The 22297-nt window shown below is 71.4% G+C and carries 24 protein-coding genes; 13 read left to right on the forward strand and 11 right to left on the reverse strand.

Features of this window, described 5'->3' with window-relative positions:
- Positions 1–4: 4 nt before the first annotated feature.
- The 3 genes from AC5L30_RS02980 to AC5L30_RS02990 all read right to left on the reverse strand — a co-directional run bounded on the left by AC5L30_RS02980 (position 5) and on the right by AC5L30_RS02990 (position 2348).
- Entirely contained in the window at positions 5–493 is a 489-nt protein-coding gene (locus tag AC5L30_RS02980) for an SRPBCC family protein (protein ID WP_494865145.1), read from the reverse strand.
- On the reverse strand, positions 493–903 hold the full coding sequence (locus tag AC5L30_RS02985) for an ArsR/SmtB family transcription factor (RefSeq protein WP_494865147.1): 411 nt from the start codon (positions 901–903) through the stop codon (positions 493–495). Before AC5L30_RS02985 ends, AC5L30_RS02980 begins: the two co-directional genes overlap by 1 nt.
- Before the next feature lie 512 nt (positions 904–1415).
- The gene (locus AC5L30_RS02990) at positions 1416–2348 is read right to left on the reverse strand and encodes a LysR family transcriptional regulator (protein WP_494865149.1); all 933 of its coding nucleotides are present in this window, start codon (positions 2346–2348) and stop codon (positions 1416–1418) included.
- A gap of 127 nt (positions 2349–2475) precedes the next feature.
- Here AC5L30_RS02990 and AC5L30_RS02995 point away from each other — a divergent pair, with 127 nt between their 5' ends.
- Together AC5L30_RS02995 and AC5L30_RS03000 are read left to right on the forward strand one after the other, a co-directional pair.
- Positions 2476–3729, forward strand: a complete 1254-nt coding sequence (locus tag AC5L30_RS02995; protein WP_494865151.1) for an MFS transporter — start codon at positions 2476–2478, stop codon at positions 3727–3729.
- Complete coding sequence (locus AC5L30_RS03000) at positions 3729–4301, forward strand: GNAT family N-acetyltransferase (protein WP_494865152.1); 573 nt, start codon at positions 3729–3731, stop codon at positions 4299–4301. The genes AC5L30_RS02995 and AC5L30_RS03000 overlap by 1 nt, the downstream gene beginning before the upstream one ends.
- Positions 4302–4335: 34 nt before the next feature.
- Here the strand turns inward: AC5L30_RS03000 and AC5L30_RS03005 are convergent, their stop codons facing one another.
- Positions 4336–5076 carry an SDR family oxidoreductase gene (locus tag AC5L30_RS03005; protein ID WP_494865153.1) on the reverse strand — a complete coding sequence of 247 codons (741 nt, stop codon included), beginning with the start codon at positions 5074–5076 and terminating at the stop codon, positions 4336–4338.
- Positions 5077–5201: 125 nt separating this feature from the next.
- Here AC5L30_RS03005 and AC5L30_RS03010 point away from each other — a divergent pair, with 125 nt between their 5' ends.
- Positions 5202–5684, forward strand: a complete 483-nt coding sequence (locus AC5L30_RS03010; RefSeq protein ID WP_494865154.1) for an RrF2 family transcriptional regulator — start codon at positions 5202–5204, stop codon at positions 5682–5684.
- 34 nt (positions 5685–5718) lie between these two features.
- On the opposite strand, the gene AC5L30_RS03015 is transcribed toward AC5L30_RS03010, so the two are convergent.
- A complete protein-coding gene (locus AC5L30_RS03015) occupies positions 5719–7272 on the reverse strand; it encodes an ArnT family glycosyltransferase (RefSeq protein ID WP_494865156.1) in 1554 nt (517 codons plus the stop codon).
- A gap of 123 nt (positions 7273–7395) precedes the next feature.
- On the opposite strand from AC5L30_RS03015, the gene AC5L30_RS03020 reads away from it, so the two are divergent.
- Genes AC5L30_RS03020 through AC5L30_RS03030 form a run of 3 tightly spaced genes read left to right on the forward strand, consistent with a single transcriptional unit; the run spans position 7396 to position 9542 of the window.
- Entirely contained in the window at positions 7396–8427 is a 1032-nt protein-coding gene (locus AC5L30_RS03020) for an aldo/keto reductase (RefSeq protein ID WP_494865157.1), read from the forward strand.
- On the forward strand, positions 8424–8930 hold the full coding sequence (locus tag AC5L30_RS03025; protein WP_494865158.1) for a mycothiol transferase: 507 nt from the start codon (positions 8424–8426) through the stop codon (positions 8928–8930). The genes AC5L30_RS03020 and AC5L30_RS03025 overlap by 4 nt, the downstream gene beginning before the upstream one ends.
- 24 nt (positions 8931–8954) lie before the next feature.
- A complete protein-coding gene (locus AC5L30_RS03030; RefSeq protein ID WP_494865160.1) occupies positions 8955–9542 on the forward strand; it encodes a GNAT family N-acetyltransferase in 588 nt (195 codons plus the stop codon).
- Here AC5L30_RS03030 and AC5L30_RS03035 read toward each other — a convergent pair whose 3' ends face one another.
- The 5 genes from AC5L30_RS03035 to AC5L30_RS03055 all read right to left on the reverse strand — a co-directional run bounded on the left by AC5L30_RS03035 (position 9543) and on the right by AC5L30_RS03055 (position 15094).
- Complete coding sequence (locus AC5L30_RS03035; protein ID WP_494865162.1) at positions 9543–10835, reverse strand: MFS transporter; 1293 nt, start codon at positions 10833–10835, stop codon at positions 9543–9545.
- Between the two features lie 172 nt (positions 10836–11007).
- A complete protein-coding gene (locus tag AC5L30_RS03040) occupies positions 11008–12276 on the reverse strand; it encodes a hypothetical protein (RefSeq protein WP_494865164.1) in 1269 nt (422 codons plus the stop codon).
- The gene (locus AC5L30_RS03045) at positions 12273–12794 is read right to left on the reverse strand and encodes a SigE family RNA polymerase sigma factor (protein WP_494865165.1); all 522 of its coding nucleotides are present in this window, start codon (positions 12792–12794) and stop codon (positions 12273–12275) included. The genes AC5L30_RS03040 and AC5L30_RS03045 overlap by 4 nt, the downstream gene beginning before the upstream one ends.
- Positions 12795–12921: 127 nt before the next feature.
- Complete coding sequence (locus AC5L30_RS03050; protein ID WP_494865166.1) at positions 12922–13839, reverse strand: hypothetical protein; 918 nt, start codon at positions 13837–13839, stop codon at positions 12922–12924.
- Positions 13805–15094, reverse strand: a complete 1290-nt coding sequence (locus AC5L30_RS03055) for a hypothetical protein (protein WP_494865167.1) — start codon at positions 15092–15094, stop codon at positions 13805–13807. The genes AC5L30_RS03050 and AC5L30_RS03055 overlap by 35 nt, the downstream gene beginning before the upstream one ends.
- 286 nt (positions 15095–15380) lie before the next feature.
- Between AC5L30_RS03055 and AC5L30_RS03060 the strand changes: the two genes are divergently transcribed.
- Complete coding sequence (locus tag AC5L30_RS03060) at positions 15381–15875, forward strand: DUF397 domain-containing protein (protein ID WP_494865169.1); 495 nt, start codon at positions 15381–15383, stop codon at positions 15873–15875.
- Here the strand turns inward: AC5L30_RS03060 and AC5L30_RS03065 are convergent, their stop codons facing one another.
- Positions 15876–17108 (reverse strand): MFS transporter, encoded by a 1233-nt coding sequence (locus tag AC5L30_RS03065; RefSeq protein WP_494865170.1) that lies wholly within the window; start codon positions 17106–17108, stop codon positions 15876–15878. It abuts the gene before it with no gap.
- Positions 17109–17176: 68 nt separating this feature from the next.
- Between AC5L30_RS03065 and AC5L30_RS03070 the strand changes: the two genes are divergently transcribed.
- The 6 genes from AC5L30_RS03070 to AC5L30_RS03095 all read left to right on the forward strand — a co-directional run bounded on the left by AC5L30_RS03070 (position 17177) and on the right by AC5L30_RS03095 (position 22270).
- Positions 17177–17692, forward strand: coding sequence for a MarR family winged helix-turn-helix transcriptional regulator (locus tag AC5L30_RS03070; RefSeq protein WP_494865171.1), 516 nt, complete (start codon positions 17177–17179; stop codon positions 17690–17692).
- 54 nt (positions 17693–17746) lie between these two features.
- Positions 17747–18262, forward strand: a complete 516-nt coding sequence (locus tag AC5L30_RS03075) for a DUF2087 domain-containing protein (RefSeq protein ID WP_494865172.1) — start codon at positions 17747–17749, stop codon at positions 18260–18262.
- Between the two features lie 196 nt (positions 18263–18458).
- A complete protein-coding gene (locus AC5L30_RS03080) occupies positions 18459–20147 on the forward strand; it encodes an ABC-F family ATP-binding cassette domain-containing protein (protein WP_494865173.1) in 1689 nt (562 codons plus the stop codon).
- Positions 20148–20183: 36 nt separating this feature from the next.
- The gene (locus AC5L30_RS03085; protein WP_494865319.1) at positions 20184–20672 is read left to right on the forward strand and encodes a GNAT family N-acetyltransferase; all 489 of its coding nucleotides are present in this window, start codon (positions 20184–20186) and stop codon (positions 20670–20672) included.
- Positions 20673–20774: 102 nt separating this feature from the next.
- Positions 20775–21200: an Hsp20/alpha crystallin family protein gene (locus AC5L30_RS03090; protein ID WP_494865321.1), complete on the forward strand. Its 426-nt coding sequence runs from the start codon at positions 20775–20777 to the stop codon at positions 21198–21200.
- A 71-nt stretch (positions 21201–21271) separates the two neighbouring features.
- The gene (locus AC5L30_RS03095) at positions 21272–22270 is read left to right on the forward strand and encodes a tyrosine-type recombinase/integrase (RefSeq protein ID WP_494865174.1); all 999 of its coding nucleotides are present in this window, start codon (positions 21272–21274) and stop codon (positions 22268–22270) included.
- The last annotated feature ends 27 nt before the right edge of the window (positions 22271–22297 follow it).

Here is a 22297-nt window from a genome sequence, read left to right on the forward strand (position 1 = left end):
GGCGCTACACCTCGACGTCGACTGCGACGGGGTGGGCATTCCTCAGCGCCGTGTCCAGCTTGGAGAATGCCTCGTTCCAACCCTGGTCGGCGGGAGCGGCCAGCTGCTCGGGGAGCCACTGACGGATCTCGAGTCTCGTCCGTCCATCGGCCTCGTCGTGGAACTCGACCCGCATTCTTGTTTCGTGCGGCTCGATTCCGTCCGGCAGCCGCCCGGTGACGTGCGCGACGCCGTCGAGCAGTTCGCCGTCGACGACGTCGGTGAGGTCGATGTGGACCTCGACTCGAAGACCGGGTTGGGTCGGGAAGACCTCGGTCCACCGCTGGTAGCCGCCAGGGCGGACGTCGAATTCCATCTCCTCGCGGGGCAGTGAGTTGCCAATCGGCCCCCACCATGCCGCCAGGTGGTCCGGGTCGGTGAAAGCGCGGTAGACCAGTTCCCGTGGCGCGTCCACCACGCGTGAGATGACGATTGGCGGCTTGTCGCTGTCCATCAATTCTCCTTCTCGTGTGCCCTGTTCGGGGATTCCCTGTCGGAAGTCGCCGGGCCGTGAGCCGTTCGGGCCGTTGCGCGACCGGCGGCCTGCACGGCCGCGAGATGGGCGTCGAGGCGGGTGAGGGACGTGTCCCAGAACCGCCGGTAGCGCTCGATCCACTCGGCCGCTTCGCGCAGCGGGGCGGCTTCGATGCGACTCATCCGCAACTTCCCCGACCGGGTGCGTGAGATGAGCCCAGCGCGCTCAAGCGCCTTCAGGTGCCGCGACACCGCCGGCATCGAGATCGGCAGCGGAGCGGTGAGCTCGGTGACGGTGGCGTCGCGATCGGCCAGCTCGGCGAGGATCGCCCGTCGAGTCGGGTCGGCGAGCGCCGAGAACACCGCACTGAGGTGATCGCTGCCAGACACCAGAGCCTCCAGTCACTTAACCAACACGTTAAATGTAGTGCCGGATGAACGCGTGTCAACACAGCGCATCAGTGACGTCGTCCGACTCCACCATGAGCTACGCCGGTACGGCGTTCCGGAGTACGACACCTTCCCTGCTCCGCGCGCCTCGCCGCCGGAGACGGATGTGGTGCGTGTCGTGGCTGCCGCCGTCAGCAGGACGGTGTCGGCACCACGACGAACGGCAGGTGCCTGGACGAGTGAGTCCCGACTTGGCTGGGGCTCTGGGCGCAGCCAGCGGTCGGCGGTGACCGTCGGTCGTCTCCGTCGGGGCGGATGCGGTAGTGAGCGGTATACCTCAGAGGTATGAATATGACTGTGAGGTATACCGCCCACCAGCACATCGACCTGCCGGGCCAGCCAACGCGCATGCTGCAGGTTGCGCTCCCGGACCTACTCCTCCACGCCAGCACGTCTCAACCCTGCGCAGTGGTGGAGGCGATCAGCGCAGCCGTAAGCCCCAGAGCCAGGACTTACTGAGCCCAGGGCGGTAGCCAGACCTCAGGATCGGGCGATTGCGTCCGCCGGGAGTCGAGGTAGTCGCGCAGTGCGCGCAGCGCGGGATGCGGGTTGTCGTCGCGCCAGATGAGTGACAGGGGATAGATGGGCGCCGGGTCGCGCACCGGTACGCGCCGCAGGTCGTAGCTGTCCGGCCACAGGTACCGGGTGCGAACGCCTGCGAGGGTCGCCAACTCCGCGGAGTCGGCGATCTCGGCCAGCAGCGCCTCGTTGCCGAAGACCGGCCCGACCAGGTCGATGGTGAGGCCGAACGCGGCGGCGAGTTCGTCGTAGTAGTCGGCCCACTCGGTGCCGGGGGCCATGCCGGGCATCCAGATGCGGTGCTCGGCGAGTTGTGCGGGCGTGACGGTGCGGGCGTCGGCCAGGGCGTGGCGGGGGCCGACGAGCAGTTCGTGGTGCTCGTCGATCACGCGCGTGGTCCTGATCGCGGCAGGCAGGTGGCGCGCGGCGACGGTGACGGCGTGGAAGGTGGCGTCGACCGTCCCCGCCTCGACGGCGGCCGTCGCGGCGTGCAGGTCGGCGTCGAGGGTGACGACGTCCAGTTCGATGCGGGGATGCGCGCGGTGGAAGTCCTGCAACAGCACCGCGGGTGCGATCCGTCGGCTGTGCACGTCCACGCGCAGTGCCCGTCGGCCGGGGCGTACGGAGGCGTCGGCGCGCGCCTCAACCCGGAGCAGTTCACGGGCGTGCGGCAGGAAGGTCTGACCGTCGATGGTGAGGTGGGTGCCGCGAGCCGTACGGGTGAACAGCCGGACCCCGAGGTCCTTCTCCAGCGCGGCGATGCGCTTGGAGACGGCCTGCTGGGTGATCGACAGCGCGGCGGCAGCGTCCTGGAACTGGCCGGCCTCGACGGCGGCGACGAAGGTGCGGACGGCGTCGAGGTTCACCCGGCAACCCTACCGACACAACGTCTGGTTGTGGCGCACCGCTCGTCCGGTTGTTTGATACCTGGTCACCGGCCTTGCTTTGATCGCGGCGATCAACGACGAGTTGTCGGCAGCGGGAGGTGTCAGTTTGTCGGCGAGGCGATCCCTGGGTCGGCGGTTCGGGTGGTTGTGGGCGTCGTACGCGGTCAGCGCCTACGGCTCGGGGCTGGGGTTCGGGGCGTTGCCGTTGATCGCCGTGCTGGTGTTGCAGGCCAGCCCCGCTCAGGTGTCCGTGTTGGCCGCGCTGGGGCCGGCGGTGGGCGCGCTGATCGCGTTGCCGCTCGGGCCGTGGGTGGAGTTTCACCGCAAGCGGCAGGTGATGATCGCGATGGACCTGGCCCGGTTCGCGGTCCTGCTGACCATCCCCGTCGCGTACGCCCTCGGTCGGCTCAGCTTCGGGCAGTTGCTGGTCGTCTCGGCCGTGGTCGCCACCGCCAAGATCGCCTTCAACGCGGCCAGCGGCGCCTTCCTCAAGGTCCTCGTGCGGCCGGACGACCTGCTGGTGGCGAACGCGCGGTTCGAGTCGACGACCTGGAGCGCGATCGCGCTCGGGCCGCCGTTGGGCGGCACGGCGGTGGGCCTGTTCGGGCCGGTCGTCACCATCGTGGCCGACGCGCTCAGCTACCTGCTCTCCGCGCTGGGCCTCACCGCCATTCGCGGCCACGAGGACCACCCCCGCCGCGCCGGCGCGGCCCGCCTCCGGGCCGGTGAGCTGCTCGACGGCTGGCGGCACCTGCTCACCCACCGCGGCCTGCGGGCGCTCTACCTCAACCAGTTGCTCGTCGGCGGACTGATCATGGCCACCGAGCCGCTGCTGGCCGTACTCCTGCTCGGCGAGCTGGGCTTTCCGCCCTGGCAGTACGGACTCGCCTTCGCCGTGCCCTGCGTCGGCGGGCTCATCGGGTCACGGCTGGCCCGTCGGGTCGTGGCGCGCTACGGCCAACACCGCATCATCCGCACCGTGGGTACGCTGCGCGCGATCTGGCTGATCGGCCTCGCCGTCGTCCAACCCGGCGTGGTCGGTCTCGCCACGGTGATCGCCGTCGAGTTCGCGATCATCATCAGCATGAGCCTGTACAACCCGGTCCTCGCCACCTACCGCCTGCAACAGACTCCGAAGGATCGCATCGTCCGTACCCTCTCGGCCTGGTCGATCGGCAGCAGCGCGGCCATCGCCACCCTCAGCGCGCTCGGTGGGCTGCTCGCGCAGGCCACCAGCCCCCGCACGGCGATCACGGTCGCCGGGCTGGTGATCCTCGCGAGCCCGCTGCTGCTGCCCCGGCACCCGGACGCCGATCGACCGGCACCGGAGCGCTCCGCACGGGTCTCTACGATCGCGTGATGTTCCAGCCGACCTACCCGATCCGGACCGCACGGCTCGTCCTACGCCCGGTCACGATCGACGACCTCGACGACGTGTACGCGTTTCAGCGCCGACCCGACGCCGTGCGCTGGATGCTCGGCGCGGAGCCGCGTACCCGTGAGCAGTCGCGGGTGTCGGTGCTCGCCATGGCGGGCGAGGACGCGTGGCGCGCGGAGGGTGACTGCCTGACGGTGGCCGCGGTCACCGACGCCGGGGTGATTGGGATCGTGGAGTTGGTGTGGCGCAGCCAGACCGACCGCGCCGCCGAACTCGGGTTCGTCTTCCACCCCGACCACGGCGGTCGCGGGTTGGCCACGGAGGCCGCCACCGCGTTGCTGGACTGGGGCTTCACCGAGGTCGGGCTGCACCGGGTCTACGGCCGGTGCCACGCTCGCAACGCCGCGTCGGCCCGGATGATGGCGCGACTCGGCATGCGTCAGGAGGCCCGCCATGTCGAGAGTTACCTGTTCAAGGGGGAGTGGGCCGACCAGCTCGTCTTCGCGATCCTGGCGAACGAGTGGCGGGCCGGGACCCGCACGCCGCCGTCGTGATCGTCTGCCATGGCGGCGTGCGGGCGTCGACACCTCATGCCTTGCGGCCGAGCCACTCCCGGTAGGCGGTGGGCGCGATGACGGCGTCGTCGGAACCGGTGAGGACATCGCCGGACATGGCGGCGAACATGCCGGCGGTGTTGTCGGTGGTGACGGTGCGCTGGTCACCGCGGGCGGCGAGGGTGATCCGCCCCAGCTCGTCGAGGGCGAAGACGTCGGGCCCGGCGACGTTGCGGATGCCCTGCAACGGCGCGCCCATGCTGACCTCGGCGACGGCCTGCGCCACGTCGGCGGCGGCCATCGGCTGCACCGGCGTGCTGGGCAGGCGGACGGTGGTGTCGTCAGCCGTCCAGGACATGATCGACTCGACGAACTCGAAGAACTGGGTGGCGCGGACGATCGAGTACGGAATGGGACCGGCCGTGAGGATGTCCTCCTGGAGAACCTTGGCGCGGTAGTAGTCCAGGTCGGGCACCTGGTCGACGCCGACGATGGAGAGGATCACCGCGTGGCCGACGCCCGCGCGGGCGGCTGCGGCCAGCAGGTTGTCCATGGTCGTCTGGAAAAAGGCGGGCGATGCCTCGTCGAAGGTCGGTGAGTTCGTCAGGTTGACGACGACCTCGGCGCCGGCGAGCCCGTCGGACAGGCCCTGCCCGGTGAGCAGGTCCACCCCGGTGGACGGCGAGAGCGGCACCGCCTCGTGACCCGCGGCCTGCAAGATCTTGACGACCTGCGACCCGATGAGACCGGTTCCGCCCAGTACGGCGATCTTCATAACCATGCACCTTCCCGTGGCTGTGAGGTCCGACTGCTGAGGTTCAGCGATACTCGGACCTCTCTTGTCCGAGAACTATACTCGGACACAATGAATCCGAGTAACGGGGTGACTAGGGTGACGTCATGAAGATGTCCGGCGGGGTCGAGTGGGCGCTGCACTGCTGCGTGGTGCTCACGGCCAGCCACACGCCCGTTCCGGCAGCCAAGCTGGCGGAGCTGCACGACGTCTCCAGCAGCTACCTCGCCAAGCAGCTCCAGGCGCTGGCCCGCGCCGGCCTGATCCACTCCGTGCAGGGCAAGTCGGGCGGCTACGTGCTGACCCGCGCACCGGAGAGCATCACCCTGCTCGACGTGGTCCGGGCCGTCGACGGTCCGGGGCCGACCTTCGTCTGCACCGAGATCCGCCAGCGCGGTCCGTTCGCGACCCCGGCCGACGCCTGCACCACGCCGTGTCCGGTGTCCCGCGCCATGTGGGCGGCCGAGGACGCGTGGCGTCAGGCGCTCGCCGCGGTCACGATCGCCGATCTGGCCCGCGACGTCGACGCCACCTCCGGCCCCGAGGCCCTGGTCGGCATCCAGGCATGGCTGACCGGCGGGGCCAACTGACCCTGGCCGACCGGCGAAGCCCGGTGGTGCACGGTCAGCCGGTGTGGCGTACCTCGGTGTCCCAGATCTGCGCCCACGGACGTCGCAGCCCCCGGCACACGTGGATCGGGCCGCCGTTCTCGTCGTTCTCCACCTCGACCCGCTGGTCCACCCGTCCGGCGAGCGTGCACTGCTCGAACCAGGTGTTGAGCTGGTCGGGGCGCTCCCAGCCGACGGCGATGACGACGTCCGCGTCGGCGGGCGGCCGCCCGAAGTCGACCATGCTGTTGTGCCCGGAGTACGCACGGGGCAGACCACGGGCCGGCCCGTACCGGGCCACCGCGCCGGCCTCGCCGTAGTTGCCGGTGAGAACGACCGCCCGCGACCGCTCCGACGGCGGCAATCCGCGATGGACGGCGGCGAGCGAGTCGGCGAACTCCGGCCAGCCGATCGTCTCGCCGGCGTCGTAGTTGACGTCGACCACGACACCGGGCAACCGGTCGGCCGGCAGCACCGGCAGCAGCAGCACGATGTTGGGCAGCAGGAACGGCACCACGCCCAGCACGAGCAGCCCTCGCCGCAACCGGACCGACCCGCGCGATGCCCACGCCACGGTGACCAGCGCCCCGGCGGCGGTGAGCACCAGCAGCAGCGGCGCGTCGTAGTAACCCTTGCCGCCGGCGATCAGCACGATGCCGACGACGACCACCCAGGCCCAGCCCACCGCCCGGTAGGCCCGCCACGCCGGCCGGCGCAGCAGCGCGACCAGGCCGGCGATCCAGATCGGTACGGCGTACGGGCTGATGATGACGAACTGGAGGGTGAACGCGTTCAGCCGGCCACTGTAGGAGCTGTCACCGTCGGAGATGGACACCGCCACGCCGAACTGCGGGAAGCCGTTGGCCGCCTGCCAGATCAGGTTCGGCGCGGCCAGCAGCACGGCGATCCCGGCGGCGGCGAGCACCCACCGGTCGCGCAGCAGCCGGCGCGGCCCGGCGATGAGCACCCCGGCGACCAGACCCACGGCCAGCAGCGCCGGCAGCAGCTTGCTGAGCATCCCCACCCCGAGCGCCAGCCCGATGCCCACCGCCCACCGGCTGTCACCGGTGCGCAGCAACCGCACCGCGCACCACGCCGCGACCAACCAGACCAGCAGGTCGACGGTGGTGGTACTGAGCAGGTGACCGCTGGCGAAGACGATGCCGGAGAGCGCGGCGAGCACCGCCGCGAAGAGCTGCCCGCCCCGGCCGGCGCCCAACTCCCGGGCGATGGCGGCGACCAGCAGCACCGCGCCGCCGGCCAGCATCGCCGACGGGGTACGCAGCACCACCAGGTTGCCCGGGGCGATCGTGTCGAGCAGCCGGGCCAGCGCCGGAACCAGCGGACCCTGATCGACGTAGCCCCAGTCGAGGTGCCGACCGGCGAGCAGGAAGTACAGCTCGTCGCGGTGATAGCCGTAGCGGCCGGCGAGCAGCAGGAGCGTCACGGTGGTGGCGGCGGCCACCAGCCACGGGCCACGGGTTCGTGCACCGGGGGCGGGTGGCACCGCCGATGGCGGCGACTGGGTGGGCTGGTGCGGGCGGTCGATCTCGGTCGCGGGCTCGCTCACGGGCCCATGATGACCGGCGGCGTCGCCGCGTGGGTGCCCGTACCGGCGTTCGGCACTGTCCCGTATGCGGGTGGTCGAGGCGGGTGCGAAGATCAGCTTTGTCACTCGGACCGAAAGGACGATATGCGCTATCGCACTCTGGGCAGCACCGGCACCGTGGTGTCGACCCTGTGTCTGGGCACGATGACCTTCGGCGCGGAGACCGACGAGGCCGGCAGCTTCGCCCAACTGGACCGGTTCGTCGAGGCCGGCGGCACCTTCATCGACACCGCTGACGTCTACTCCACCGGCGTTTCCGAGGACATCGTCGGTCGCTGGCTGCACAGCCGACCCGACCTGCGTGACCGCCTGGTGATCGCCACCAAGGGGCGGTTCCCGATGGGCCCGGGGGCGAACGACGCCGGCCTGTCCCGGGTGCACCTGAGCCGGGCCCTGGACGCCAGCCTGCGGCGGCTCGGCGTCGAGGCCATCGACCTCTACCAGGCGCACGCCTGGGATCCGCTGACCCCGCTGCCGGAGACGCTGCGGTTCTTCGACGACGCGGTCCGCGCCGGCAAGATCCGCTACGCGGGGGTCAGCAACTTCACCGGCTGGCAGTTGCAGAAGGCCGCCCTGCTCACCCAGCACCTCAACCTCACCCCGATCGTGACCCTGCAACCGCAGTACAACCTGCTGGCCCGGGAGATCGAGTTCGAGTTGGTGCCGGTCTGCGAGAACGAGGGCATCGGCATCCTGCCCTGGTCACCGCTGGGCGGCGGTTGGCTGACCGGCAAGTACCAGCGCGACAGCACGCCCACCGGGGCGACGCGGCTCGGCGAGAACCCGCAGCGTGGCGTCGAGGCGTACGCGGGTCGCAACGCCGAGGAGCGCACCTGGCGGGTGCTCGACGCGGTCCGCCAGATCGCCGGGGACCGCCACGTGTCCATGTCGGCGGTGTCGTTGGCCTGGCTGGCGGCCCGACCGGCGGTCACCTCGGTGATCCTCGGCGCGCGGACCACCGAGCAACTCGACGACAACCTGACCGCCGCCGACCTGGTCCTCCACGCCGAGCAGGTGCGGCTGCTGGACGAGGCGAGCGCCCCGCTGGTTGGCGACTACCCGTACGGCGGCGCTGGTGTGCGCCAGCGCGCCCGCGACCTGCCGACCGGGTCATGACGTCGTTCCCCGAGCCCACCACCCCGGCCGGCAGCCGCACCGAGGTCTTCCTGCGTTACCTGGACTACTTCCGCGAGTCCATGGTGGCCAAGGTGTCGGCGCTGGCCGAGGCGGAGCTGCGGCGCAGCCGGCTGCCGTCCGGGTGGACGCCACTGGAGCTGCTCGCACACCTGCGCCACGTCGAGTTGCGCTGGATCGAGTGGGGTTTCCAGGGCCGGGACGTCGCCGAGCCGTGGGGCGACCGCCGCGACGACCGCTGGTACGTCGCCCCCGACGAGAACCGCGCGGATCTGGTGGCGGCGCTGCGGGCGCAGGGCGCGCACACCACGGCCGTGGTGACGGCACACGACCTGGCCGAGATCGGCGCGCCGGGCCCGCGGTGGAACGGCGCGGACCCGGCGTCGCTGGAGCGGGTGCTGTTCCACCTGGTGCAGGAGTACGCCCGCCACCTGGGTCACCTCGACGTGGTCGCCGAACTCGCGGGTGGCCCGACCGGAGAGTGAGGCGCTCGGCTCGACAATGAGCGAATGCCGCTGCTCGTCGTACCAGCCCTGCCCGCCGGGAGCCTCGCCGTCCAGGAGCAACCCCACCTTCCGGTACGCCCCGGGCTGGCGCTGCGGCCGTGGCGTGACGACGACGCCCCGGCCGTCCGGGCCGCCTTCGACTGTCCGCAGATCCAGCGGTGGCACGTCCGGCGCATCGACGGCGACGACGAGGCGCGGGCGTGGACGGCGCAGTGGGCGAGCCGTTGGCGTGACGAGACGTCGGCCAGCTGGGCGATCGTCGACGCCGACGACCGGCCGCTGGGTCAGGTGGGGTTGCGGGGCGTGCTGCTGGACGAGGCGTCGGCGCAGCTGTCGTACTGGGTGTTGCCCGCCGCGCGTGGTCGGGGCGTCGCCACCGAGGCGCTGGGGGCACTCACCCGGTGGAGTTTCGCGCGGGCCGGTCTGCACCGGCTGGCCCTGGAGCACTCGACCGGCAACGCGGCGTCCTGCCGGGTGGCCACCCGGGCCGGCTTTGCCGTGGAGGGCGTGGCCCGGGGGTCGGTTCGCCACGCCGACGGCTGGCACGACATGCACCTGCATGCACGGCTGCGCACCGACGGCCCGATCTGATCACCCGATCTGCTCGACGGTCGGCGCGGATGTCGTCGGCGTGGCGTCACCCTTGTCGGCGCGTCGCATCGCCCGTGGCAGTCTCAGCGCGACGACGCCGGTAGCCACCAGTCCGCCGACGCCCGCGACTATCAGGGTCACCGGGGCGGACGTGGCGTCCAGCAGGAGACCACCGGCGAGGTAGGACGTCGCGGCGGCGACCCCGATCGCGCCGTACAGATTGCCGAAGACCCTGCCGAGCATGCCCGCTGGAACCGTACGTTGCAGCAGCGTGCTGGAGGCGACGTCCATGGCCGCCAACCCGAACCCCCTGACGGCTTGCAGGGCGATCGCTGCGGCGACGGCCCAGGCGAACCCGGTCAGCAGGTTGCCGACACTGCTGACGGCGAAACCCACGATCAGCAGCAGCGGCATCGACGCCCGGGTGCCCCACCTGGACAACAGGGCGTAACCGGCCACCAGTCCGACACCGACCGCCCCCAGCAGAAGCCCGACCGCGGAGTCACCGACGTGAAAGGTCTTCTGGGCCAGCAGCACCAGCGCTACGTCGTCGACCCCGTTGAAGGCGACCACCGCAGCGAAGCCAAGGAAGATCACTCGCACCGTCGGAACACTCAACAGATAACCGATGCCCGCTCTGGCCTGTCGCAGCAGGGACGGCTGGCGCCCGTCGCCGGTTGCCGCCGGAAGTGAGGGGAGCGTCGCGAGCAGCACGGCCGAGGCCAGGAACGACACGGCGTCGACGAGCAGCACACCACGCAGTCCGACCAGCGGGAACAGGGCCGCAGCGAGCAGGGGGCCGACCGCCTCTGCCGCGTTCGAGCCGAACCCGAGGGTGGAGTTGGCGGTCTCCAGGTCACGGTCACCGACCAGTGCGGGCACCGCCGCCCGAGACGCCGGTTGAAAGAGCTGCGCAGCGGTGGCGCGAACCGCGATGAGAGCCAGCAGCACCGGCAGCGAAGGCATTGTCAGCACGATGACCAGCAGGATCGCAGCTTGGACGAGTTCGCAGACGATCATCAACCGTCGGAGATTGAGCCGGTCAGCGAGGGCGCCGGTGAAGGGACCCAGCAGGGATGGCGCGAAGTCTCCGACCAGGAGCAGAAGGGCGACCGCCAGCCCCTTTCCCGTCGTCTCGGCGACGTGGAACATCAGCGCGACGAGGCCGAGTGAATCGCCCGCGTACGAGACGAGCCTCGCCGAGAAGAGGGCTCGGAATGGCCAGTTCCGGCGCAGCAGTTGGGTGGGACGCAACGGCGCAGCGTCTGCCGTGGCGGACGCTGCGCCGGACATCTCGAATCTCCTCTGTCGCTGAGGGCTGCGGTGAGGCATCGTGCTGCCGTCGCCGAACCAGTACGCGCGGGATGGGTGAGCTGCCTGCGACACCTTCACCGACCAGCCTGTGGGTGAAGGTAGCCATCAACGCGTCGGTGAGCGCGGTATTTATGGTTGTCGGGGAGCTGGTTCAGGAAGCGACCGGGACGTCGGTGGTGGTCCCGTTGGCGTCGGTGACCCGTACGTCGGTCGCTGTCGCGGGCAGGAGTGCCGCGTTGCGGCCGGCGTCCTGCCACTGACCGTCGCCGACTCGGAAGCTGAGCGCTGACCCCTCGGCGGCGACAAGAACGCCCTGGTTGTCGGGCAGTCGTAGCCGCACAGGTAGGGGTGCCGACCAGTCCGCGGTCGTGCTGGCCACCGCTTGGAACGGCAGATATTTGCGGGCGAGCAGCGCGATGACGCGGGACGGGTCGTCGTCGTACTGGACGGTTTCCACGAGGAGCCGCCGGCCGTCGGGGGTTGCCCCGTAGACCCACAGGCGGGGAGAGCCATCGTGCGTGTGCGCTCCGCCAGGGTCGAGGTAGTCGGCGAGGGCTTCGGTCGGCGCGTTCACCTCTTTGGCAGCTGGGTCGGTGCCCCAGACCTGCTCCGCGCCGGGCAACGTGTGGCGAAGAAGCGGTGGTGCGGGCCGATCCTTGTTGCCGGGGAAGTAGATCTCGCTCGTGCCGTCGATGTGAATCATGTTCTGCCGTCCGACGGGAGTCCGGGAGAGCGCGACGGTGAGCTTCGTGCGCTGTGGCGGCACCGACAGCACCGCCGCACCGTCTCGGAACACCACCGGCTCGAAGGTCCGCTCGATCGTGCCGTCGGGCGCGTACCGCAGTTGCGGGGAGAACTCCACCGGTTGCCCGAAGTCGAGCACAAGAAGCACGTCGCGCTGCGATCCGAGCAGCGCCGCCTGCTCGAGGCCGTCCGTTTCGGAATCGGTGACCTGCGTCAGGGTGCTGACGCGCGGCCCGTCGGCGGTGGGTTTGACAAACCCCACCGTCATACCGTGCGCGGTGGCGTGGGCGACGTAGGCGGCCGGGCCAGCAGGCGTGTCTCCCGCCCACACGACGTTCGGCTCGCCGCGCGCCGGATCATCCGACTGCTCGATCTGGCGCTGCCACACCTCGCGGACCTGCCGCAAGTACCCGTCGTCGGCGGCCAGATCACCACGAGTGGGCTCGTCCAGCAGCGGCGAGGCGAGCTGTGCGTTCCCTGCGTCGCCGGGCAGGTGAACGACACCAGCCACCGGCACGGCCACCACGGCCGCGCAGACCGCCGCCAACACGGCCCGCCGACGCACCACCCGCCGCCGCCCACCCCGACGCACCTCAGCGAGCAGGCCCGGCGGGCTGACCAGGTCATCCGTCGCGCGATGCAGGATGCCGCGCACGTCACTGTCGTTCATGGTCATCGCGAACTCCCGGTTCCAGTGATGGGCATGACGAGACTCGATCCGGCCAGCGCCTCTCGCAGCCGGGCCAACCCCCGTGAGGCGTGACTCTTCACCGCACCCTCGGAGCAGCCCATCGCCGCCGCGACGTCCACGATTGGCAGGTCTTCCAGGTAACGGAGCACGACAGCGGCCCGCTGCCGGGCCGGCAACGCCCGCAGCGCCCCGACGACCAGCTCGCGAACCGCCACCGCGTCGGCGTGGTCCCGGGCAACCCCGTCGTGGTCGCCCAGCGACTGTTCCGGACGCCGGGCACGCCACCGCCACCGGTTGATCGACCGGTTGACCAGCGCACGTCGCGCGTACGCCTCCGGGCTGCTCTGCACCCGACGCCAGCGCACGTACATCTGCTCCAGCACCTCCTGAAGCAGGTCCTCGGCAGCGTGCCGGTCCCCGGTCAGCAGGAAGGCAACCCGCAACAGCACCCCCGACCGTGTGCGGACGAAGTCATCGAACTCCACCCCACGCGAATCCCTCATCTGACCTCCCGGCCTCGTCAACCAGCAAGACACCACATCGGCGCGCGAGGTTTACCGGTCCGGCAACTTCGCCCGGCGGGTCGGACCCGGTGGAGGGCGTGGGCCGCAGCTGGTGGACGGCCGGCTGTCAGTAGGGGCAGGTACGCCCGGCGCGTACCATCTGCGCGTACTCGGCGCCGGTGATGCGCAGCCGATCAGCCTTGGTGCCGTCCTTGGCCCGACAACCGTCGAACGGACTGAGGTAGATCCAGGAGTAGGCCGAGTCGTCCGCGCGTCCGGTCACCTCGAACGGCTTGTCGCCGGGTGCCGAGATCACCATTGTCTGGCGTCGTCCGTCGGCGAGGTAGTCCAGCTCCAGTCGCCATCGGCAGTGCTGCTTCGCGCTGAGCGCGCGTACCTGGATGACGTTCTTCTCGCCCTTGGGCAAGGTGATTTTGTGGGTGGCGAAGAACGGGCCGCCGGCATCCTCGCCATCCGGGTCCTCGACGAGCATGCGGGGATTCGGTCGATCCACGTGTGTCACGAGGACGATCTTCTTGGAGTCGCCCTGGGATTCGTTGGGCTCCTGGATCCCGGTGAGCGGGGGACGGCAGGGCTCGACGAGGACGGGCCGCAGGTCGACGGCCTCGGCCGCCTCGTCCCGGGTGCCGACGAGGGTGATCTCCCAGGTGCTCCGTTCGATGTCGATTGCGCCGGCCTCGACGGTCGGATCGTCGGGCCGCTTGGCGTCCAGGCGAGCCAGGTCGGCGCCGGCGGGGTAGACGTATTTGGCCGCACCCTCCTGCGGGTAGGGAACGTGCTTCAGGTCCAGGACGACGACAGGCCCGCGGCCGGCCAACTGCTCGGCCAGCTCGTTCGCGGGCTTCCACTGGTTGATCGCGCCGAGAACGACAGCGCCGAGCCAGGTGGCGACGGCACCGACCACGATCGTCAGCAGCCAGGTGACGGGACGTTTCCACCAGGCGACGGTCGCCGGCGCGGGCGACGACACCGGAGCCGGCGCGGGGCCCTTACGGCGACGCGGGCGCTTGTTGCGTGGACTCATGGACCGGAGTCTCCTGCGTATCGATGGACGTGTTCGGGGCGAGGAGCCGACGGGCCAGCAGCACGGGCAGCGCGACGAGCCAGCCCCAGGCCGCGCCGAAGCGCAGCGAGGAGGTCAATTGGACACCCAGGGACTTCCAGGGCGCGCAGCCGGTGGGGGAGTCCGTGACCGCGCAGTCGACGAGGACGTCGGACGTCGCGGTCAGCGCGGCCGCCGCGATCGTGGCACCCCAACAGACGACGACGAGCCCGAGGCGGTGCCCGGAGCTTGGCAGACCGGCGAGCAGCGCCCACAGCAGGAGCCACAGCACCAACAGCAGAGCGAGGGCGAGCACCGACCTGTGCACCCACACGTCCATCGACAGAAGATTCGGCTCGATCTCGTGGGTCAGCCGGTACTCCACGTCGTCGCGTACGCGTGGCGGTGGGGACAGGGCGGGGCGGTGCAGGAACACCCTGAGCAGTCCCAGGAATCCTCTCCCGGAATAGCTGTCCGAGACCGCGTGGGTGCCGTTGACCAGCATGAGCACCAGCACCGGAAGGACACCGGCCAGGGCAAGGTTCGCGCTGCGTCGCCGCACGTCGCCGATCAGCGCAACGTGGGGCTCGGTATCGACAACCGCGTCCTGAGCCTCGCTGTCTTCGACCGCGTCCTGGGACTTGGCTTCGCCTTCGTCGGTGTCTTTGCTGAGCCGGTCCAGCAGCAGTATCGCCAGGCTGGTGCCACCCACCAGGGATGCGTTCGTGCCTGCCAACAGGCAGCCGAAAAAGAGGGCGTCGGACGTCCAGCCGGTCAGCGTCAGGTGCGCGCTGGCGAGGAGCGTGGAGTGGTCCAGCGCCTCGTTGGCGTACCAACCGGTGGGGGCGGTGTGGACACGGACCACGAGGGTGGCCCACCAGAGCAGGTCCCCGACCGCCGTGGCGGTGAGGGCGGCGGCCGCGCCGGTCATCGCCGCGATGAACGGGTGCGTCCGCCGGGTGACAAGGCCGCAGGCCAGGTACGTCGACACCCCGATCAGCAGGATCACGACCCAGCGGATCAGCGGCGTCACCGCGTCCATCATGGGGGCGGTGATGGGGTCGAGGGGGGCGAAGAAGGCCATCCCCTTCGCGACGAGCGTCCGGAAGTCAACGGCGGTCCGGGTGACGGTGAATGGCCCCGACATCGAGCGCATCTCGGCGGTGACGCCCAGGTAGATCAGGGTGGCACTGACCGCAGCGAGCACGGCGACGACAATCCTGAATGGTCGGCTCATTTCGCCGGCCTCGTCCCGGGGTGGGTCGTCACGCCGTCAGTCTCTCGCATTGCGCTGCCTCGTATCGACCCTTGGGGGTGGCTGACGACGCCTCAGCGGGTTTCGGCCCAGCCGACGAGGCGCGGGGTCAGATCGGGCAGCGCGACGTCCGGTTGAGCTTGGTGAGATCAGTCGCGGCTTTCTCGTTGCGGCGCCGCCCACACCGCACTGTGCCGGGGGTTGCTGGACAAACACACAGCGTTACTAATCTCTTCGGGGCAGCGGATCTGTTCCAGGGAGGGACGGCATGAACCACGCCTTTGTCGCAGCGCTGGCCGCGGCGGGTCACACCGCCGAGAGCCTCGCAGGTCAGCTCGGCGTGCACCCGAAGACCGTCGCCAGGTGGGCAAGCCCGGGGCACATTCCCCAGAGTCGACACCGTGCGACCGTCGCAGGGTTGCTGGCGAAGGAGGCCGACGCGCTGTGGCCGGACGTGGTTCGGCGTCGCGAGCCGGTGTGGTTCCGGGCGTGGGTCGACCTCGAACGCGAGGCCGTGACGCTGCGGTCGTTCGAGCTGACGTGGGTGCCGGGGCTGCTCCCGGGCGTGGTGCTGGTTCGTGACACGAAGGACCGCGACGGAGGCACGCTGACGTTCAGCCCGCAGTCGTGGCGTGGCTTCGTCGCGATGGCCCGCGACGCCGGCTGGCCGACCACATCGCACGAAGGCTCCCGGCCAGCGCCGGGAGCCTTCGTCATGGGGTGGGTCCGGCCGTCGACCGCCGCGCACCGACGATCGATCTGATCATCGGACGCCAGCGGGTTCGGCCGGTTGCGGTTGCGGGGTCGCCGGCCAGGTGAGTCGACGTACGCCGGGGACGAGCGCGGTGCCCGCGCAGGAGGCGAGGACCAGCAGGCCCGCGACGGCCAGCGGGACGGGTGCGCCGAACGCGTCGGCGGCCAACGGTGCCAGCGCGTAGCCCAGCGGCATGGCACCCAGCGACACCAGCCAGTCGTACGAGGTGACCCGGGCCAGGACCTCCGGCGGGAAGTGGTGCTGCACGACGGTCTCCCACACCGGGTTGAGGTAGCCGAGGGCGGTCAGCGCCACGGCGTAGGCGGCGATCACCGCGGGGGCGGGTGCGGCGACGGCGAGCAGGAACAGCGGCGCGGCGTAGCAGGCCAGCCCGAGGTTGGCCAACAGCACCGGCCGGTGCAGCCGGACCCGTCCGGCCAGCAGCGATCCGGTGAGCATCCCGACCGCGCCGGCCTGCAACAGCAGCACCCAGGTCGTCTCGCCGCCCAGGCGGTCGATGGCGACGGCCGGCCCGAGAGTCATCAGCACGGCTGCTGCCCCGTTCCACGCGCCGTGCCCGAGCAGGCTGGTCCAGAACCAGTCGCGGGCGCGTACCTCGCCGAAGCCGTGCCGCAGATCGGCGAGGACGGAACGGCGGGGCACCGGCACGTGGCGGACCCGTACCAGCGCGAGCAGCGTGGCGCTGAGCGCGAACGACGCGCCGTCCAGGATGAACGCCCAGCCGGGCCCGGCGGCCCAGATCAGCGCGCCGGCCAGCGCCGGGCCGGCGAGGCGGCTGGTGTTGGCGGTGATCCCCATCAGGGCGTTGGCCCGCTGCCGGTCGGCCGGTTCGACGGTGCCGGCGACCAGCGGGGACGCGGTCGGAATGGCGAACGCCGAGGCGGTGCCGCCGAGCGCGGACGCCACCACCACGGTGGTCAGCGACGGGTCGCCGCCGAGCAGCTCCACGCCGACCGCGAGCTGCGTCACGCAGCGGACCAGGTCGGCCAGGAGGGCGACCCGGCGGGCGTCGAACCGGTCGGCGACCACACCGCCGAACGGCAGCAGGAGCAGCCGGGGGACGACCGCCGCGGCGAGGACGACGGCCAGCGCGCCGGTGGAGCCGGTGGCGCGCAGCACGGCCAACGCCAGCGCGGCGGGCACCACCGCGTCACCGAAAGCGGAGATGGTGCGACCCAGGAACAGCAGCCGGAAGGAGGGGTTGCGCAGCGGGTGAGCCATGACCACAACGTACTTCGCCATCGAATATTTCGCCATCGAATATTTCGGTGTTGAGGTAAACTGGCGCGGTGACCACCATTCCGGACGCCGTCGACCGGCACATCGAGCGCTGGCTGCCCGTGGTGCCCGGCCTCGACGCGGACGTCGAGGGGGCAGTGACCAGGATGATCCGATTGACCCGGCACCTACGGGCGGTCAAAGAGCGGGTCCTGGTCGACCTCGACCTGCACGCCCACGAGTACGACACCCTGCACGCCCTGGCCGGCCGCCGTGGCCGGGCGGCACCCTCGGACCTCGCCGCTGACCTCGCGATGGCCCCCGCCTCCATCACCGCGCGGGTGGACGCGCTGCTGCGGCGGGGCTTCGTACGCCGGATTCCGTCGACAGTCGATCGTCGCCGCGTCGACGTGGAGCTCACCGAGGCGGGTCAGGCCGCGTGGCGCGGGGCGATGGAGGTCCAGGGCGCCGAGGAGCACCGCCTGCTCGGCGCGCTCACCGCGACCGAGCGACGACACCTCTCCGACCTGCTGCGCCGGGTGCTGCTCGTCGCCGAGCAGCCGCAGAGCCCGCCGGAGACCGACTGAGCCGGGCCGAAATCGCCTGGCGGTCGGCGTACCGCTGATGGAAGGGTGACCGGCGTGACTGCGCATGCGCTGGCCGGGGCCCTGGCCGACGACGGACGGCGACGGATCTTCGCGGCGATCGTGCTGGGTGCGACCAGCGCGACCGAGGTCGCCGAGCGGACCGGCCTGTCGGCGCGGGTGGTGCTCACCGGGGTCCGCCGGCTCACCGACGCGGGCCTCGTCACCGGCGCGGACGGCGCGCTCGCGGCCGACGAGGCGTCGCTGCGGGCCACCGCGCGCGACAGCCGCCCAGCCGACGACGCCGAACCCGGCGTCGACCCGGTGCTACGGACCTTCCTGCGCGCGGGCGTCCTGGTGAGCCTGCCGGCGCAGCCGAGCCGGCGGCGGGTCCTGCTCGCCCACATCGCCGAGCAGTCGTTCGAGCCGGGCACCCGCTATCCGGAGCGCGCCGTCGACGACGCGCTCAAGCCGTGGTGCGCCGCGGGAGGCTCGGATCACGCGACGCTGCGCCGATACCTGATCGACGAGCGGTTGCTCACCCGCGAGCACGGCATCTACCAGCGGCTGTGATCGTCGACAACTCTCGCAAGGTGGCGCGTCATGGCTGTTAGCATCGCCGTCATGGCACGAGGTATCTGGTCGCAGAAGGTCCGCTCCGCCCGCTGACGGCGGCGCCCTTCCTCTGCTGAATTCGCGCTCGCCGTCCCGGTTCCCGCCGGGCGGCCGTTGGCTGCTGCCCGGCTCCATCGCGAGCTGCGGAGCACCGTTGAACCTCACCCCGAACCCCGAAACCATGTCCCGGTCCGTCGAGGCTGGCGACAGCGCGCACCTGCGCGCCACCAACGTCAGCGTGACCCGCGGGTCCCGCCGCGTTCTGAACGATGTCTCGGTCACCGTCTCCGCCCGGTCGCGGGTGGCGGTCGTCGGCGAGAACGGCCGTGGCAAGACGACGCTGCTGCACGTCCTCGCCGGGCTGATCACGCCGGACGACGGCACGGTGCAGCGGGCCGGCACGATCGGCCTGGCCCGTCAGGAGCTCTCCGCCCGCGACGGCGAGACGGTCGGCACCCTCACGTCCGAGGCGCTGGCCGCGTCGCTCACCGCCCTCGCCGCGCTGGACGAGGCAACCCTCGCTCTGGCCGCGGGCGATCAGAGCGCCGAGGACCGCTACGCCGCCGCGCTCGACGCGGCCACCCGGCTCGACGCGTGGGATGCCGAACGCCGCGTCAACGTGGCACTGGAGGCCCTTGACGCCTGCACCGACCGCGACCGTCCCCTGGCGACGTTGTCGGTGGGGCAGCGCTACCGGGTTCGGCTGGCGTGCCTGCTCGGCGCGCGGCACGACGTGCTGCTGCTCGACGAGCCGACGAACCACCTCGACGCCGACGGCCTGGACTTCCTGACCCGTCGGCTGCGCGAGCACGACGGCGGTCTCGCGGTCGTCAGCCACGACCGGGCGCTGCTGCGCGACGTCGCGGACCGGTTCCTCGACCTCGACCCGACCCACGACGCAAAGCCGCGGCTCTACGCCGGGGGCTATGACGCCTGGCAGGACGCGCGGCGTCGCGAGCGGGAGCACTGGGAGCAGGAGTACGAGCAGCAGCAGGACGAGCGTCGACGGCTACAGGACGCGGTGTCGAAGGCCCGCGACCGGCTCTCCACCGGCTGGCGGCCGGACAAGGGGACCGGTAAGCACCAACGCCAGTCCCGCGCGCCGGGCGTCGTGCAGGCTCTGAACCGGCAGCAGGACGCGCTCCTGGCACACCGGATCGACGTACCGAAACCACCGCCGACGCTGCGGCTGCCGGACCTTGGCGTACGGCCGGGCGCGCCGCAGGTACGCGCGCAGGGCGTCGCCGTCGACGGGCGGCTCGCCGGCCCGATCAACCTCACCGTCGACGGGGGTGACCGGCTGCTCGTCACCGGACCCAACGGCGCCGGGAAGTCCACCCTGCTCGCCGTGCTGGCCGGAGTGCTCGAACCGACCGACGGGTACGCCTGGACGGCGAGGGAGGCCCGGGTCGCCCGGCTCACCCAGGAGACCGCCGGGCAGGCCCCCGAGCTCACCGCCGACGAGGTGTACGCCCGCCAGGTGGGACGTCTGGTGTCGGGTGGGGTGCTGCCCGCCGCCGAGGCCGTGTCGCTCGGGTCGCTCGGGCTGCTGGACTCCGCCGCGACGCGTACGCCGGTCGGGCGGATGTCGCAGGGGCAGCAGCGCCGCCTCGACCTGGCGCTGGTGCTGGCCGGGCGGCCCACGCTGATCCTGCTCGACGAGCCGACCAACCACCTGTCGTCGACCCTGGCCGACGAGCTGACCGCCGCGATCCGCGCCACGAACGCCGCGGTCGTCGTCGCCACCCACGACCGGCAGTTGTTGCGGGACCTGGCCGACTGGCCGCTGCTGCGCCTCGGCGAGTCACCGACACCGGGCGCGCGAGGCCGGGCTACCGGATAAAGCCGTTGACCGGGCGGTGATGATCAACAGGTGACCATGACCGCCCGGCCCACCTGGACGACCAGCGCCAGCCGGCCCGACCACCCCGACGCGGTGGTGCTGCTGCGCGAGTACATGAGCGAGATGGTGGTGCGCTACCACCGCCGCCCCGCCCTGCCCGGTGAGGTCGACGCGGCCCTGGCCGAGATGCCCAGCGACGACCTGACCGAACCGAGCGGACTGCTCCTGATCGCCCACCACGGCCGCGACCTGGCCGGCTGCGCCGGGCTGCGCTGGCAGCCGGGCTGGGCAGAGCTGACCCGGGTGTTCGTCCGCCCCGCGCATCGCGGTGCCGGTGGGGGTGCTGCGCTGCTGACCGCGGTCGAGCAGCACGCACGGGCGGCCGGAGCGGACGCGATACGGCTCGACACCCGGCACGACCTGGTCGAGGCCCGCGCCCTGTACGCCCGGCACGGCTACGCCGAGATCCCGGCGTACTCGCGGGGCCCCTACGCCGATCACTGGTTCGAGAAGCGGTTGTCCTGAGCAGTTGACGTCGGCGCGCGGACGCGCTAAATAAGAAGAGGAAGTTGAGTCACCCCGGCTCAACTCATTACCTTCGGCCAGGAGAACCGAGGAGGCATGACGATGTTGATGCGTACCGACCCGTTCCGCGAGATCGACCGGCTCGCCGAGCAGTTCTTCGGTACGGCGGCCCGCCCCGCGACGATGCACCTTGACGCCTACCGCGACGGCGACCACTTCTACGCGGCATTCGACCTGCCCGGCGTCGATCCGGACACCATCGACTGCACCGTCGAGCGCAACGTGCTCACCGTCCGCGCCGAGCGCCGCCGGCCCTCCGGTGACAACGTCGAACTGGTCGCCGCCGAACGCCCGATGGGCACCTTCACCCGGCAACTGTTCCTCGGCGACACGCTCGACACCGACAAGCTGGAGGCCGGCTACGAGAACGGGGTGCTGACGCTGCGCATCCCGGTCGCCGAGCGCGCCAAGCCCCGCCGGGTGACCATCCAGGCCAACGGCGCCAGCCGCCGAGAGATCAACGCCTGATCCGCCACGGCAACGGGTGGGACCGGCGCGCCTGCACGCCGATCCCACCCGAGGCTGAGAGCCTTTTTCACATGGTGTTCTCCGACGCTCCGGTGCTCGCCCGCCCACCCGCGCCACCGGCGCTGCCGAACGGGCCGGTCGAGGTCACCGAGGCGTGGCTGCGCAACCGGCGGCTGTCCGAGCACACCCGTGACGCCTACCGACGCGACGTCACCGGCTGGCTCCGCTGGTGCGCCGGCCGCGACCTGGACCCGCTGCGCGCCACGTTCCTGCACGTCAACGAGTACGCCCGCGCCCTGGAGAGCAGCGTGGGCGCGCGCAGCGGTCGCCCACTGACCCCGGCGACCGTCGCCCGCCGACTCTCGGCGCTGTCCAGTTGGTACGACTTCCTGGTCAAACTGAGTGCTGTGCCGGCCAACCCGGTCTCCGGCGCCGACCGCCCCCGCGTCGACCGGGACCACTCCGCCACCGTCGGGCTCACCCCCGAGGAGGTGGACGCCCTGCTCAGTGCCGCCGACGCGGACACCGGCGCGACCGCCGTGCGCAACCGGGCCGCGCTCGCGCTCCTCGCCGACCTGGGCTTGCGGGTCGGGGAGCTGATCTCGCTGGACCTGACCGACCTCGGCACCGAACGCGGCCACCGCAGCGTGCGCTTCGTCGGCAAGGGCGGCAAGCAGCGCCGCCGCGCCCTGACCCCCGGCACCGGGCACGCCGTGGACGCCTACCTGGCCCAGCGGGCTGCCGCCACCGGCGTGCCGGTGCCGCAGCTGACCGGCCCGCTGCTGGTCACCGCCAGCGGTGCCCGGCTGGACCGGCACTCGGTGTTCCGGATGGTCCGTCGGCTCGCCCGCGCCGCCGGCATCCCGGCCTGGGCGAAGCTGTCCCCGCACTCGCTGCGGCACGCCTTCGCCACCACGGCCCGCTCGGAGGGTGTGCCGTTGGAGGACGTGCAGGACGCCATGGGGCACGCCGACCCGCGCACCACCCGCCGCTACGACCGGGACCGGCACAACCTCGACCGCGACCCGGCCTACGCGGTGTGGGCGGCCCGGTCGCGGCGTCGCGGCTGAGTGCTACACGCCCGACGTCGGGTTGTT

Source organism: Micromonospora sp. BQ32 (genome assembly GCF_059358895.1).